Origin of the sequence: Streptomyces sp. NPDC059003, assembly GCF_042740445.1 — a bacterium.
In the GTDB taxonomy this organism is placed as follows: domain Bacteria; phylum Actinomycetota; class Actinomycetes; order Streptomycetales; family Streptomycetaceae; genus Streptomyces.
In genome coordinates this window covers 26,123-39,666 of sequence record NZ_JBHYJH010000088.1, presented here as the reverse complement: position 1 = coordinate 39,666, position 13,544 = coordinate 26,123, and the positions used below count along the sequence as shown (strand labels likewise).

The 13,544-nt window shown below is 72.5% G+C and carries 12 protein-coding genes; 11 read left to right on the top strand and 1 reads right to left on the bottom strand.

The window, feature by feature from the left end:
• The 4 genes from ACFWZ5_RS27400 to ACFWZ5_RS27385 all read left to right on the top strand — a co-directional run.
• A partial coding sequence (locus ACFWZ5_RS27400) for a [protein-PII] uridylyltransferase (RefSeq protein WP_384891357.1) occupies positions 1-2,394 on the top strand: 2,394 nt, incomplete at its 5' end.
• Between the two features lie 211 nt (positions 2,395-2,605).
• Positions 2,606-4,162 (top strand): signal recognition particle protein, encoded by a 1,557-nt coding sequence (gene ffh, locus ACFWZ5_RS27395; RefSeq protein ID WP_384806552.1) that lies wholly within the window; start codon positions 2,606-2,608, stop codon positions 4,160-4,162.
• A 196-nt stretch (positions 4,163-4,358) separates the two neighbouring features.
• Positions 4,359-6,290 (top strand): ATP-dependent zinc metalloprotease FtsH, encoded by a 1,932-nt coding sequence (gene ftsH / locus ACFWZ5_RS27390; RefSeq protein WP_384891354.1) that lies wholly within the window; start codon positions 4,359-4,361, stop codon positions 6,288-6,290.
• Between the two features lie 34 nt (positions 6,291-6,324).
• Entirely contained in the window at positions 6,325-6,897 is a 573-nt protein-coding gene (locus ACFWZ5_RS27385; protein ID WP_384797988.1) for a maleylpyruvate isomerase N-terminal domain-containing protein, read from the top strand.
• A gap of 54 nt (positions 6,898-6,951) precedes the next feature.
• Here the strand turns inward: ACFWZ5_RS27385 and ACFWZ5_RS27380 are convergent, their stop codons facing one another.
• Complete coding sequence (locus ACFWZ5_RS27380) at positions 6,952-7,806, bottom strand: class I SAM-dependent methyltransferase (RefSeq protein ID WP_384797991.1); 855 nt, start codon at positions 7,804-7,806, stop codon at positions 6,952-6,954.
• Positions 7,807-8,020: 214 nt separating this feature from the next.
• Between ACFWZ5_RS27380 and proS the strand changes: the two genes are divergently transcribed.
• From proS to rplS, 7 genes are all read left to right on the top strand, one after another.
• On the top strand, positions 8,021-9,436 hold the full coding sequence (gene proS, locus ACFWZ5_RS27375) for a proline--tRNA ligase (protein ID WP_384797994.1): 1,416 nt from the start codon (positions 8,021-8,023) through the stop codon (positions 9,434-9,436).
• Positions 9,437-9,680: 244 nt separating this feature from the next.
• Positions 9,681-10,313, top strand: a complete 633-nt coding sequence (locus tag ACFWZ5_RS27370) for a hypothetical protein (RefSeq protein ID WP_384797997.1) — start codon at positions 9,681-9,683, stop codon at positions 10,311-10,313.
• Positions 10,314-10,742: 429 nt separating this feature from the next.
• A complete protein-coding gene (gene rpsP, locus ACFWZ5_RS27365) occupies positions 10,743-11,171 on the top strand; it encodes a 30S ribosomal protein S16 (RefSeq protein ID WP_384798000.1) in 429 nt (142 codons plus the stop codon).
• A 2-nt stretch (positions 11,172-11,173) separates the two neighbouring features.
• A complete protein-coding gene (locus ACFWZ5_RS27360) occupies positions 11,174-11,413 on the top strand; it encodes an RNA-binding protein (protein ID WP_138962065.1) in 240 nt (79 codons plus the stop codon).
• Positions 11,414-11,523: 110 nt separating this feature from the next.
• A complete protein-coding gene (gene rimM / locus ACFWZ5_RS27355; RefSeq protein ID WP_384798003.1) occupies positions 11,524-12,168 on the top strand; it encodes a ribosome maturation factor RimM in 645 nt (214 codons plus the stop codon).
• Positions 12,168-12,989 (top strand): tRNA (guanosine(37)-N1)-methyltransferase TrmD, encoded by an 822-nt coding sequence (trmD, locus tag ACFWZ5_RS27350; RefSeq protein ID WP_384798006.1) that lies wholly within the window; start codon positions 12,168-12,170, stop codon positions 12,987-12,989. The genes rimM and trmD overlap by 1 nt, the downstream gene beginning before the upstream one ends.
• 185 nt (positions 12,990-13,174) lie before the next feature.
• A complete protein-coding gene (rplS, locus tag ACFWZ5_RS27345) occupies positions 13,175-13,525 on the top strand; it encodes a 50S ribosomal protein L19 (RefSeq protein WP_189956174.1) in 351 nt (116 codons plus the stop codon).
• The last annotated feature ends 19 nt before the right edge of the window (positions 13,526-13,544 follow it).

Here is a 13,544-nt window from a genome sequence, read left to right as displayed (position 1 = left end):
CTGCAGAAGGAGGCGCGGTCCGGGCCGCCGCGCCGTTCCGCGCTCGCCGAGCTCACGGACGGCTGGCTGACCGGCCTCTTCGCCGCGGCCATTGCCGACCTGGGCGCCGGCGACCTGCGCGGGGCCGCGCTCGTCGCCGTCGGGGGCTACGGCAGGGGCGAGCTTTCGCCGCGCAGCGACCTCGACCTGCTCCTGCTGCACGACGGCGGCGCCGACCCCGGGGCGATCGCCGCGCTCGCCGACCGCGTCTGGTACCCCGTGTGGGACCTCGGGCTCGCGCTCGACCACTCCGTACGCACCCCCGGCGAGGCCCGCAGGACCGCGGGCGACGACCTCAAGGTCCAGCTCGGCCTGCTCGACGCCCGGCACGTCGCCGGGGACCTCGGGCTCACCACGGGCCTGCGCACGGCGATCCTCGCCGACTGGCGCAACCAGGCCCCCAAACGCCTGCCGCTGCTGCGTGAGCTCTGCGAGGAACGGGCGCTGCGCCACGGCGAGTTGAGTCACCTCCTCGAACCCGACCTGAAGGAGGCGCGGGGCGGCCTGCGCGACGCCACCGCCCTGCGGGCCGTCGCCGCGTCCTGGCTCGCCGACGCGCCCCGCGAGGGCCTCGCCGAGGCCCGGCGCGCCCTGCTCGACGTCCGCGACGCGCTGCATCTGACCACCGGCCGCGCCACCGACCGCCTCGCCCTCCAGGAGCAGGACCAGGTCGCCGCCGAACTCGGCCTGCTCGACGCCGACACCCTGCTGCGGCAGGTGTACGAGGCCGCGCGCACCGTCTCGTACGCCGCCGACGTCACCTGGCGCGAGGTCGGCCGGGTGCTGCGGGCCCGCGGCGCGCGGCCCCGCCTGCGCGGGCTCCTCGGCGGCGGGAAGACCGGCGCGGCCGAGCGCTCCCCGCTCGCCGAAGGCGTCGTCGAGCAGGACGGCGAGGTCGTGCTCGCGCGGGCGGCGCGGCCCGAGCGGGACCCGGTCCTGCCGCTGCGGGCGGCCGCGGCGGCCGCGCAGGCGGGCCTGCCGCTGTCCCTGCACGCCGTGCGCCGCCTGGCCGCCGCGGCCGGGCCGCTGCCCACGCCGTGGCCCGCCGAGGCCCGCGAGCAGCTGGTGACGCTGCTCGGCGCCGGGCGGCCGACCGTGCAGGTGTGGGAGGCCCTGGAGGCGGAGGGCCTGATCACCCGGCTCCTGCCCGACTGGGAGCGCGTGCGGTGCCGCCCGCAGCGCAACGCCGTGCACACCTGGACCGTCGACCGGCACCTGGTCGAGACGGCCGTCCGCGCGTCCGCCCTCACCCGGCGCGTGGGGCGGCCCGACCTGCTCCTCATGGCCGCGCTCCTGCACGACATCGGCAAGGGCTGGCCCGGCGACCACTCCGTGGCCGGGGAGATCATCGCGCGGGACGTGGCGGGGCGCGTCGGCTTCGACAGCGCCGACACGGCCGTCCTCGCCTGTCTCGTACGCCACCACCTGCTGCTCATCGAGACCGCGACCCGGCGCGACCTGGACGACCCGGCGACCGTGCAGGCGGTGGCCGGGGCCGTCGGCTCGGGGGCCACCCTGGAGCTTCTGCACGCGCTCACCGAGGCGGACGCGCTGGCCACCGGCCCGGCCGCGTGGTCGTCGTGGCGGGGCTCGCTGGTCGCGGACCTGGTGAAGCGGGTCGGCGCGGTGCTCGCGGGGGACCAGCCGGAGGACGGCGGGACGCAGCCACCGGCCTCCGCGGAACAGGAGCGGCTCGCGGTGGAGGCGTACCGCACCGGCGGCCCGGTCCTCTCCCTGCGCAGCCGCGCAGAGGAGCCGTCGGAGGGGCTCGGGGTCGAGCTGCTCGTGGTGGTCCCGGACCAGCCCGGCGTCCTCGCGGCCGCCGCCGGGGTCCTCGCCCTGCACCGCCTGACCGTCCGCGCGGCGGAGTTGCGCGCCCTCGAAGTGCCGGAGGAGGTGGGCGGGGCCGGCGCCGCGGTGCTGCTGCTCGACTGGCGCGTGGCCGCCGAGTACGGCTCCCTGCCGCAGGCGGCCCGCCTCCGCGCCGACCTCGTCCGGGCCCTCGACGGCTCCCTGGACATCGCGGGCCGCCTCGCGGAGCGCGACGCCGCCTACCCCCGGCGGCGCGGCGTCGTGGCCCCGCCCGCGCGCGTCAGCGTCGCGCCTGCGGACTCCCGCCGCGCCACGGTCATCGAGGTCAGAGCCCAGGACGCCCCCGGCCTCCTGCACCGCATCGGCCTGGCCCTGGAGGCGGCGGGGGTCCGAGTACGCAGCGCCCACGTGTCGACGCTGGGGGCGAACGCGGTGGATGCCTTCTACGTGACCGGGGTGGACGGGGCACCGCTGGCGGGCGAGGAGGCGGCCGGTCTCGCACGAGGCCTTGAGCAGGCACTGAAAAGCCCGCCCGGCGCCTGAGGGCAAGCAGCGGAGCGCGAGGGATTTCAGCCCGCCCGGCGTTTGAGGGCGAGCCGCGAAGCGGCGATAAGGCGGGGGTGCCAGGGGGCGCAGCCCCCTGGTTCGGGAAGGGGCGGGACTGGGGCGCCCCGCGAGGGACGGCAGGGTTGCCGGGCCGGATACCCTGGAGGGCGACGCAAACCCGCTCCCGACTTCGAGGACCGACGCCGCCGTGTTCGACACTCTCTCCGATCGCCTCGCAGCCACCTTCAAGACCCTCAGGGGCAAGGGCAGGCTGTCCGAGGCGGACATCGACGCCACGGCGCGCGAAATCCGTATCGCCCTGCTGGAAGCCGACGTGGCGCTGCCCGTCGTCCGCGCCTTCATCAAGCAGGTCAAGGAGCGCGCGGTCGGGGCCGAGGTCTCGCAGGCCCTCAACCCGGCCCAGCAGGTCATCAAGATCGTCAACGAGGAGCTCATCGGCATCCTCGGCGGCGAGACCCGCCGCCTGCGGTTCGCCAAGACCGCGCCGACGGTCATCATGCTCGCGGGTCTGCAGGGTGCCGGTAAGACGACCCTCGCCGGAAAGCTCGGCCGCTGGCTGAAGGAGCAGGGCCACTCCCCGCTCCTGGTCGCGTGCGACCTCCAGCGCCCGAACGCCGTGAACCAGCTGAGCGTCGTCGCCGAGCGCGCGGGCGTCGGCGTCTACGCCCCGCAGCCGGGCAACGGCGTGGGCGACCCGGTGCAGGTGGCCAAGGACTCCATCGAGTACGCCAGGACCAAGCAGTTCGACGTGGTCATCGTCGACACCGCCGGCCGCCTCGGCATCGACCAGGAGCTGATGCAGCAGGCCGCGGACATCCGCGACGCGGTCAGCCCGGACGAGGTCCTGTTCGTCGTCGACGCGATGATCGGTCAGGACGCCGTCAACACGGCGGAGGCCTTCCGGGACGGCGTCGGCTTCGACGGCGTGGTGCTCTCCAAGCTCGACGGCGACGCCCGCGGCGGTGCCGCGCTCTCGATCGCGCACGTCACCGGGCGCCAGATCATGTTCGCGTCGAACGGCGAGAAGCTGGACGACTTCGACGCGTTCCACCCGGACCGGATGGCGTCCCGCATCCTCGGCATGGGCGACATGCTCACGCTGATCGAGAAGGCCGAGCAGACCTTCTCGCAGCAGGAGGCCGAGCAGATGGCCTCCAAGCTGGCGTCCAAGAAGGGCCAGGACTTCACCCTGGACGACTTCCTGGCCCAGATGGAGCAGGTCCGGAAGATGGGCAGCATCAGCAAGCTGCTCGGGATGCTGCCGGGCATGGGCCAGATCAAGGACCAGATCAACAACCTGGACGAGCGCGACGTCGACCGCACGGCCGCGATCATCAAGTCGATGACCCCGGGCGAGCGCCAGGACCCGACGGTCATCAACGGCTCGCGCAGGGCCCGCATCGCCAAGGGCTCCGGCGTCGAGGTCAGCGCCGTGAAGAACCTGGTCGAGCGGTTCTTCGAGGCCCGCAAGATGATGTCCCGCATGGCCCAGGGCGGCGGCATGCCGGGGATGCCCGGGATGCCGGGCATGGGCGGCGGCCCCGGCCGCCAGAAGAAGAAGCAGAAGCAGGCCAAGGGCAAGCAGCGCTCCGGCAACCCGATGAAGCGCAAGCAGCAGGAGCAGGAGGCCGCCGAGCGCCGCGCCCAGGGCGCCGACGCCGCCCCCGGCGGCGCGTTCGGGCTGCCCGGCCAGGGCGGCAAGGACTTCGAGCTGCCGGACGAGTTCAAGAAGTTCATGGGCTGAGCGGCCGTTCGGTACGCGGCCCGGGTCGCGTACGCCGCGTGAAGCCGTACACGTGATTCCGTACGCCTGATTCCGTACGCCTGATTCCGTACGCCTGATTCCGTACGTCGCCTGGGGCGCCCCTTCCGTCGGGAGGGGCGCCCCAGGCGTTTCCGGCGCAGGTGCCGGTGCCGTTCTTGTGTCGTAACGTCCGCATATGAGCAACCCCGTGCCGCCGCGCCAGAAGCCCGAGCAGCCCTGGCGCTCCGAGGGCGCGCCCGAGCCGGAGCCGGGGCCGCCGCCGAAGCGGAAGATGCCGGGCGGCTGGACCGGGCTCATCCTCACGGCCCTGATCGTGTACCTGATCGCCAACCTCGTCCTGTCGTTCTTCAACGAGGGCGACGAGCCGACCATCTCGTACACCGAATTCAGCAAGCAGGTCGACGACGGCAACGTCTCGAAGATCTACTCCAAGGGCGACGCGATCCAGGGGCAGCTGAAGAAGGAGCAGAAGGACCCGGACGGCGACGGGAAGTACACCAAGTTCAAGACGCAGCGGCCCGCGTTCGCCGACGACAAGCTCTGGGAGGACCTGACCAAGAACAAGGTCACGGTCACCGCCGAGCCGGTCGTGCAGGAGCGCAGCTTCCTGTCCAACCTGCTGATCTCGCTCGCCCCGATGCTGCTGCTCGTGGTGCTGTGGATCTTCATCGCGCGGCGGATGGCGTCCGGGATGGGCGGCGCGGGCGGCATGCTCGGGCGCAAGCAGCCGCCCAAGCCCGTCGAGCTCGAGCCGGGCAAGAAGCGCACGACGTTCGAGGACGTCGCCGGGATCGACGAGGTCGAGGGCGAGCTGAACGACGTCGTCGACTTCCTGAAGAACCCCGACGCCTACCGGAAGATGGGCGCCCGGATGCCCGGCGGCGTGCTGCTCGCCGGTCCGCCGGGGACCGGCAAGACGCTGCTCGCGCGGGCCGTCGCGGGGGAGGCGGGGGTGCCGTTCTTCTCGGCGTCCGCGTCGGAGTTCATCGAGATGATCGTGGGCGTGGGCGCCTCGCGGGTGCGGGAGCTGTTCGCCGAGGCCCGCAAGGTCGCGCCCGCCATCATCTTCATCGACGAGATCGACACCATCGGGCGGGCCCGCGGCGGCGGCAGCGGCATGGGCGGGCACGACGAGCGCGAGCAGACCCTCAACCAGATCCTCACCGAGATGGACGGTTTCTCCGGCTCCGAGGGCGTCATCGTCATCGCGGCCACCAACCGCGCCGACATCCTCGACCCCGCCCTGACCCGCCCCGGCCGCTTCGACCGGGTCGTGAACGTGTCCCCGCCCGACCGCGGCGGCCGCGAGGCCATCCTCAAGATCCACACCCGCGCGATCCCGCTGGCCGCCGACGTCGACCTCGCCCAGGTCGCCCGCACCACACCCGGCATGACCGGCGCCGACCTCGCCAACCTCGCGAACGAGGCCGCGCTGCTCGCCGTGAAGCGCCAGCAGACCACCGTCACGCAGACCGACCTCTCCGAAGCGCTGGAAAAGGTCCAACTGGGCGCCGAGCGGCCCCTGGTCATGCCCGACGAGGAGCGGCGCCGCACGGCGTACCACGAGAGCGGCCACGCCCTGCTCGGCATGCTGCAACCCGGCGCCGACCCCGTACGCAAGATCACCATCGTCCCGCGCGGCCGCGCCCTCGGCGTCACCCTGTCGACACCGGACGCCGACAAGTACGCGTACACGGAGGAGTATCTGCGCGGCCGCATCATCGGCGCCCTGGGGGGCATGGCGGCCGAACACGTCGTCTACGGAGTCATCACGACCGGCGCCGAGAACGACCTGGAGCAGGTCACCAACATCGCGCGCGGCATGGTCGCCCGCTGGGGCATGAGCGAGCGCGTGGGCCGCCTGTCCGCGCTGCCGAACGACGCCCAGCAGGCCTACGGCCTCGCCGCCGCCCCGGAGACCCTGGACGCCATCGACGGTGAGATGCGGCGCATCGTGGACGAGTGCTACGAGAGTGCCTGCCGTCAACTGCGTGAACACCGTGACCAGTTGGACGCCCTGGCCGCCGCTCTTCTGGAGAACGAGACCCTGGAGGAGGCCGACGCGTACCGGGTGGCCGGCATCACCAGGCTCACCAAGGAAACCTGAGGCGGGCGGTGCGGGGGCTGACCAGCCTGCCGCCATGGACAGCCGTGATGTCTCCGAAGCCGCCGCCGAGATGGTGCGTGTCCTCGAACCGCAGGCCACGCGCGACTGGGAGCCTGTGTCCGCGGGCTCCCTGGAGTGGAGCTGCCGCGCCACCGCCGCGCACGTGGCGCACGATCTGCTCGCCTACGCGGGCCAGCTGAGCGCCCGCCCGGACACCGCCTACCTGCCCTTCGACCTGACCGTGCGGCCGTCCGCGACGCCGGGCGACATCCTGCGCGTGGTGACGGCCGCCGCGGGCCTCCTTGTCGCCGCGCTCGACACGGCGTCTCCGGAGACGCGCGCCTGGCACTGGGGGCCGTGCGACCCGACGGGCTTCGCGGCGATGGGGACCGCCGAAATCCTGCTCCACACGTACGACATCACGCGGGGCCTCGGCGTGGACTGGCTGCCCCCTGGAGCGTTGTGTGGGCGCGTCCTGCACCGCCTGTTCCCGGACGCCCCGGACGGCGACCCGGCCGCGGTGCTGCTGTGGTGCACGGGGCGCGGCGATCTCGACGGCCGCGAGCGGCGCACGTCCTGGACGTGGCAGGCGGCGGTCACGGGGTGAGCGCGGTGCTCCGTAGTGGCCGATAGCGGTGCACGTGTCCTACGGAGTGCGTGATTACGGCGTACGTGCGATCAGGTAGCGGAACACGTTCGGCATCCACACCGTTCCGTCGCGGCGCTGATGCGGATGCAGTGCCTCGGTCAGTTCCTTGTCGACCTGCGTCTGGTCCGTCGCGCCGACCGCCGCGTCGAACAGGCCCGTGGACAGCAGTCCGCGCACGGCACTGTCCATGTCGGCGTAACCGAAGGGGCACGCGACGCGGCCCGAGCCGTCCGGCTTGAGGCCCGCGCGCTGCGCGACCTCCTCCAGGTCGTCCCGGCACGCGGGGCGCCACCCGCCGGGGCGGCGCAGCGGGTCGGCCAGCTTCGTCGCCACGCGCAGCACCGACGACGTGGTGCAGCGCTCCGGAGGGCCCCAGCCGGCGAGGACCACCGGGGCGCCGCGGGTGGCCAGCGGCGCGGCGGACTCCAGGAGCGCCGACAGGCTCTCGCCGTCGCCCGCGGTGCACCCGATCGGCTGGAACGCGGTGACCAGGGTGTACGACGGCGCCCTGGGGTCGGCGGCGTCCTCGGGGCAGCCGGCGACGAGCCGGGTGTCGGCGCGCTCGCCGGGCGCCGTGTCGGGTGTGAGGCGTGCGCGGGCGAGCGCGAGGCGTTCGGGCGCCGATGGTTCGACACCGGTCACCGTCGCGCCGCGCGACGCCGCCATCAGCAGGGCGAGGCCGGAGCCGCACCCGAGGTCGAGAAGCCGTGTGCCGGTGCCCACTTCGAGCCGTTCGTACACCGCTTCCACGAGCGGGACCAGCATCCTTTCCTGGATCTCCGCCCAGTCACGCGCGCGTGCGCACCTGTCCACACGGGGGGCTGCACCCGCGCGCGGGAGGTGTGACTGCACGAGCGTAGGTGTCATCGAAAGCGCCCCATTCCGCCGAGAGTTGGCGTGCTGATTCCTACGGTTCGTCCGCCCCCATGACGTGCGGTCGCTCTCCCCCCGTATGCCAGAGAACTCCGCTTCCGTCGTGGCGTCCAGGGGTTGTCAGGCAATGCTTGCGTGCCACCGTTGTGCGCCCCCTCAAGGCGTAAATCTCCGGCCCTTCAGGCGGCTCGGACGTACCATGCGCGCCATGGCAAAGGCACCCGTACTCACACCCCGCGCGGACGACTTTCCCCGCTGGTACCAGGACCTGATCACCAAGGCGGAGCTGGCCGACAACGGCCCGGTGCGCGGCAGCATGGTGATCCGGCCGTACGGCTACGGCCTGTGGGAGCGGATGCAGCAGGACCTGGACGCGCGCATCAAGGCGACCGGCACCCAGAACGCGTACTTCCCGCTGCTGATCCCGCAGTCGTACCTGACCCGTGAGGCCGAGCACGTGGAGGGCTTCGCCCCGGAGCTCGCCGTCGTCACGCACGGCGGCGGCAAGGAGCTGGAGGAGCCGGTCGTGGTCCGGCCCACGTCGGAGACCATCGTCAACGAGTACTTCTCCAAGTGGGTGCAGAGCTACCGCGATCTGCCGCTGCTCATCAACCAGTGGGCCAACGTGGTGCGTTGGGAGCTGCGCCCGCGCCTGTTCCTGCGCACCTCGGAGTTCCTGTGGCAGGAGGGCCACACCGCCCACGCGACGTACGAGGACGCGCGCGACTTCGCCGCCCGGATCCACCAGGACGTGTACGGGGCGTTCCTGCGGGACGTGCTCGCGATGGACTTCGTGCCCGGCCGCAAGACCGCCAAGGAGCGCTTCGCCGGCGCCATCAACACCCTCACGCTCGAGGGGATGATGGGCGACGGGAAGGCCCTCCAGCTGGGCACGAGCCACGAGCTTGGGCAGAACTTCGCCCGCGCCTTCCACACCCAGTACCTGTCCAAGGACGGCACCCAGGAGCTGGTCTGGCAGACCTCTTGGGGCGCCACGACCCGCCTCGTCGGCGCCCTGGTGATGATGCACGGCGACGACCACGGCCTGCGCGTGCCGCCGCGCCTCGCGCCCGTGCAGGCCGTCGTCCTCGCGGTCAAGGACGACGCGGCGGTGCTCGCCAAGGCCCGGGAGCTCGGTGAGCGCCTCGCCGCCGCGGGCGTCCGCGTCCAGGTCGACGACCGCACGGACACCCCGTTCGGGCGGCGCGCCGTCGACTGGGAGCTGAAGGGCGTGCCGCTGCGGGTGGAGATCGGCCCGCGCGACCTGGAGAACGGCACCGCGATGCTCGTACGCCGGATCGCGGGCGGCAAGGAGCCGGTCTCCCTGGACGCCCTGACCACGCTGCTGCCCGCCGCCCTGGAGGCGGACCAGGAACTGCTGCTCACCCAGGCCCGGGAGCGCCGCGAGTCCCGCACGGCCGACGTGACCAGCGTCGAGGCGGCCGTCGACGCGGCGGGCGCGGGCGGCTGGGCGCGCGTCCCGTGGTCCGTCCTCGGCGAGGCGGGCGAGGCGAGGCTCGCGGAGCAGGGTGTGACCGTACGGTGTCTGGTCGCTGAGGACGGGGCGGTGCCGGACGCCGATGACGCACCCGGTAACGTCGCTCTCGTTGCACGCGCGTACTGAGACCCGGGATTCCGGCTCGGCCGTCCCGGCAGGGTGCTCGGGTGCCTTCACGAGGCGACGGCCGGACTCCTTGGCAACACCGGCCCCGGCGCACGGAGTTGACCTAAGCGCCGGGGCGTACGCGCCACTACGTACCGGCTTGATGCGAGCTGCGAGACTTCTCCGCAGATCAGCGCACCCGCCCTCGTCCGGACGCATCAACGGCAACTGACGGGTAAGTGCAAATTATTTGAGATGCCCCGGAATGGAACCCGGAGGCACCTCGGCTCGTTGTCACGACGTGAGCACGACACCACCTGTTCTCGCCGCAGAGCTGGCACAGGCGTGGGCCGACATTCAGCGGCACCACCCTGAGCTGCCGGACCTAGCCGCGCCCGAATCCCTGATCGGAGAGTCGTCGTCCGCCTGTGGCGCCGAGCTCTCCTTCGAGCGACTGCTGCATGAAGCAGTCCACGGCATCGCCGCCGCCCGCGGAGTGCGCGACACCTCACGCGCGGGCCGCTACCACAACCGCAGATTCCTCTCGATCGCCGAGGAGATGGGCCTCGACCATCCGGAGGAGCCGCATCCGAGCAGCGGCTTCTCCCTGGTCACGCTCAACCCCGAGGCGAAGAAGCGCTATCGCCCCACCATGGAGCGGCTCCAGCGCGCCCTGAAGGCGCACACGGCCGCGACCACGGCGGACACCACGCGCACCTTCCGTGGCCCCGCCGCCCGGCACGGCTCGTCGGGCGGCGGAGTCCGCGTGAAGGCGGTCTGCGACTGCGGGCGCAATGTCCGCGTCGTGCCGTCGGTGCTCGCCCAGGCGCCCATCATGTGCGGCGGCTGCGGCAAGCCCTTCCGCATCCCGGAAGTGGTAGGCGTGGGAGCGGGGTGACCCCCTGCGCAGGGGGTCGGTCTCTTCCTTCAGAGGTCCCGCTCCCGGGGGCTGCCCCTCACCGCTCCCAGGGCCTGCCCCTTGCTCGGTCCGGGGGGGCTGCCTCTTGCTCGTCCCAGGGGCTGTCCTTTGCCGGACCCGGGGGCGGTTCCCTGCCGGACGGGCTCTGTCCAGCCCGTCCGGCGTTTGAGGACGAGCGCGCCAGCGCGATGAGGGGCCACCCCGGGGGGCCACCCCCGGGGCCGACGGGGGCCAAGGTCGGCTGAAGGCGCCCACGCCAGGGTGTGGCACAATGGCTAGCTGTACTCGACAGCCGCACAGGACCCCTCTCTCCTCCGGCTGACGCGTCCATCGGGCACTCGGGTACCGCAACCCCACGCGGCAGTCCCGCCGTGCCCCACCACGTCAAATCCAGGAGAACCCACTCCCGTGGCAGTCAAGATCAAGCTGAAGCGTCTGGGCAAGATCCGTTCGCCTCACTACCGCATCGTCGTCGCCGACTCCCGTACCCGCCGTGACGGCCGGGCCATCGAGGAGATCGGTCTGTACCACCCGGTGCAGAACCCGTCGCGCATGGAGGTCAACGCCGAGCGCGTCGCGTACTGGCTCTCCGTCGGCGCCCAGCCGACCGAGCCCGTCCTCGCCATCCTGAAGAAGACCGGCGACTGGCAGAAGTTCAAGGGCGAGCCCGCCCCGGCGCCGCTGCTGCAGCCGGAGGTCAAGGCCGCGCGTCCGACCTTCGACGCCGTGAGCTCCGAGGACGAGCCCAAGGGCGAGGCCATCACGCAGAAGGCCAAGAAGGCCGACAAGAAGGCGGACGAGGCCAAGGCCGAGTCCGCCGAGTCGACCGAGGCCTGAGCATGCTCGAGGAGGCTCTCGAGCACCTCGTGAAGGGCATCGTCGACAACCCCGACGACGTGCGGGTCGCCTCGCGCAACCTGCGCCGCGGGCGCGTCCTCGAAGTCCGGGTCCACCCGGACGACCTGGGCAAGGTGATCGGCCGCAACGGCCGCACCGCACGCGCCCTGCGCACCGTCGTGGGCGCCATCGGCGGCCGTGGAGTCCGCGTCGACCTCGTCGACGTGGACCAGGTTCGCTGAACCGCACGTAGCACCGGCTCGGGCCGGGGAGGGCCTCAGGGCCGTCCCCGGCCCGCAGTCGTATGGGGCCCAGTGGCCCCCACCCAGTCGTAGGGACAGGAGAGACACCAGTGCAGCTCGTAGTCGCGCGGATCGGCCGCGCCCACGGCATCAAGGGCGAGGTCACCGTCGAGGTGCGCACCGACGAGCCGGAGCTGCGGCTCGGCCCCGGCGCCGTGCTCGCCACCGACCCCGCGGGCAGGGGACCCCTCACCATCGAGACGGGCCGGGTGCACAGCGGCCGTCTGCTGCTGCGCTTCGAGGGCGTACGGGACCGCACGGGCGCCGAGGCCCTGCGCAACACGCTGCTCATCGCCGAGGTCGACCCGGAGGCGCTGCCCGAGGACGAGGACGAGTTCTACGACCACCAGCTGATGGACCTCGACGTCGTCACGAAGGACGGCACCGAGGTCGGCCGGATCACGGAGATCTCGCACCTGCCCTCGCAGGACCTGTTCATCGTGGAGCGGCCCGACGGCAGCGAGGTGATGATCCCGTTCGTCGAGGAGATCGTCACCGAGATCGACCTGGAGGAGCAGAAGGCGGTCATCGACCCGCCCCCCGGGCTCATCGACGACCGCGCCGAGATCGCGTCCGCACGGGACGCCGCGGACGCCGCAGACACGACGGACGCCACGGACGCCACGGACCCCGCGCACTCCGCGGACGCCGCCCGCGAGGCCGAGGCCGGCTCCCGGGGCGAGGACGGCGCCTGATGCGGCTCGACGTCGTCACGATCTTCCCCGAGTACCTGGAGCCCCTGAACGTCTCGCTCGTCGGCAAGGCACGCGCACGTGGCCGCCTCGACGTCCACGTGCACGACCTGAGGGAGTGGACGTACGACCGGCACAACACGGTCGACGACACCCCCTACGGCGGCGGCCCCGGCATGGTCATGAAGACCGAGCCCTGGGGCGACGCCCTCGACCAGGCGCTCGCGGACGGCTACGAGGCGGGCCGGTCGGGCCCCGCCCTGGTCGTGCCCACGCCCAGCGGCCGGCCCTTCACCCAGGAACTCGCCGTCGAGCTGTCCGAGCGCCCCTGGCTGATCTTCACGCCCGCGCGCTACGAAGGCATCGACCGCCGCGTCATCGACGAGTACGCGACCCGCATGCCGGTCTACGAGGTCTCCATCGGCGACTACGTCCTCGCGGGCGGAGAGGCCGCCGTCCTCGTCGTCACGGAGGCCGTCGCCCGGCTCCTGCCGGGCGTGCTCGGCAACGCCGAGTCCCACCGGGACGACTCCTTCGCCCCCGGCGCCATGGCCAACCTCCTGGAGGGCCCGGTCTACACCAAGCCGCCCGAGTGGCGCGGGCGCGGCATCCCGGACGTCCTGCTCAGCGGCCACCACGGCAAGATCGCGCGCTGGCGCCGTGACGAGGCGCTGCGCCGCACCACCCGCCACCGGCCCGACCTGATCGAGCGCTGCGACCCGTCCGCCTTCGACAAGAAGGACCGGGAAATGCTCTCCATCCTGGGCTGGGAGCCCGAGCCCGGCGGCCGATTTTGGCGCAGGGTGCAGGACGTGGAAGAATAGGACGCTGCTGTGCGTCCAGCGTGCGCCCCTGCCACAGGGGGACACGACGCCCGCCCGACGCGTTCAGCGGCCTTCCGGCAGGGACCCGGACTCCCCGGAGCCCGGTTTTCTTCTGCGGAGGGCACCCGAATCTCATCACGACTTACCGCTGATGACCTGTGGCATCAGCGAGGAAGCAGACGATCATGTCTCACCTGCTCGACTCCGTCGACGCCGCGTCGCTGCGCAGCGACATCCCGGCCTTCCGCCCGGGTGACACCGTCAACGTCCACGTCCGCGTCATCGAGGGCAACCGCTCCCGTGTGCAGCAGTTCAAGGGCGTAGTCATCCGCCGCCAGGGCGCCGGTGTCCGCGAGACCTTCACGGTCCGCAAGGTCTCGTTCTCCGTCGGCGTCGAGCGCACCTTCCCGGTGCACACCCCGATCGTCGAGAAGATCGAGCTCGTCACCAAGGGTGACGTCCGTCGCGCCAAGCTGTACTACCTGCGCGACCTGCGCGGCAAGGCCGCGAAGATCAAGGAGAAGCGCGAGAACTGAGCCCTCGCGCGGCCTTCGG

Coding starts and splice junctions, on each gene's coding strand:
- ftsH (WP_384891354.1), top strand. CDS start 4,359: ATGAGCAACCCCGTGCCGCCGCGCCAGAAGCCCGAGCAGCCCTGGCGC.
- ACFWZ5_RS27385 (WP_384797988.1), top strand. CDS start 6,325: ATGGACAGCCGTGATGTCTCCGAAGCCGCCGCCGAGATGGTGCGTGTC.
- ACFWZ5_RS27380 (WP_384797991.1), bottom strand. CDS start 7,806: ATGACACCTACGCTCGTGCAGTCACACCTCCCGCGCGCGGGTGCAGCC.
- proS (WP_384797994.1), top strand. CDS start 8,021: ATGGCAAAGGCACCCGTACTCACACCCCGCGCGGACGACTTTCCCCGC.
- ACFWZ5_RS27370 (WP_384797997.1), top strand. CDS start 9,681: ATGGAACCCGGAGGCACCTCGGCTCGTTGTCACGACGTGAGCACGACA.
- ACFWZ5_RS27360 (WP_138962065.1), top strand. CDS start 11,174: ATGCTCGAGGAGGCTCTCGAGCACCTCGTGAAGGGCATCGTCGACAAC.
- trmD (WP_384798006.1), top strand. CDS start 12,168: ATGCGGCTCGACGTCGTCACGATCTTCCCCGAGTACCTGGAGCCCCTG.
- rplS (WP_189956174.1), top strand. CDS start 13,175: ATGTCTCACCTGCTCGACTCCGTCGACGCCGCGTCGCTGCGCAGCGAC.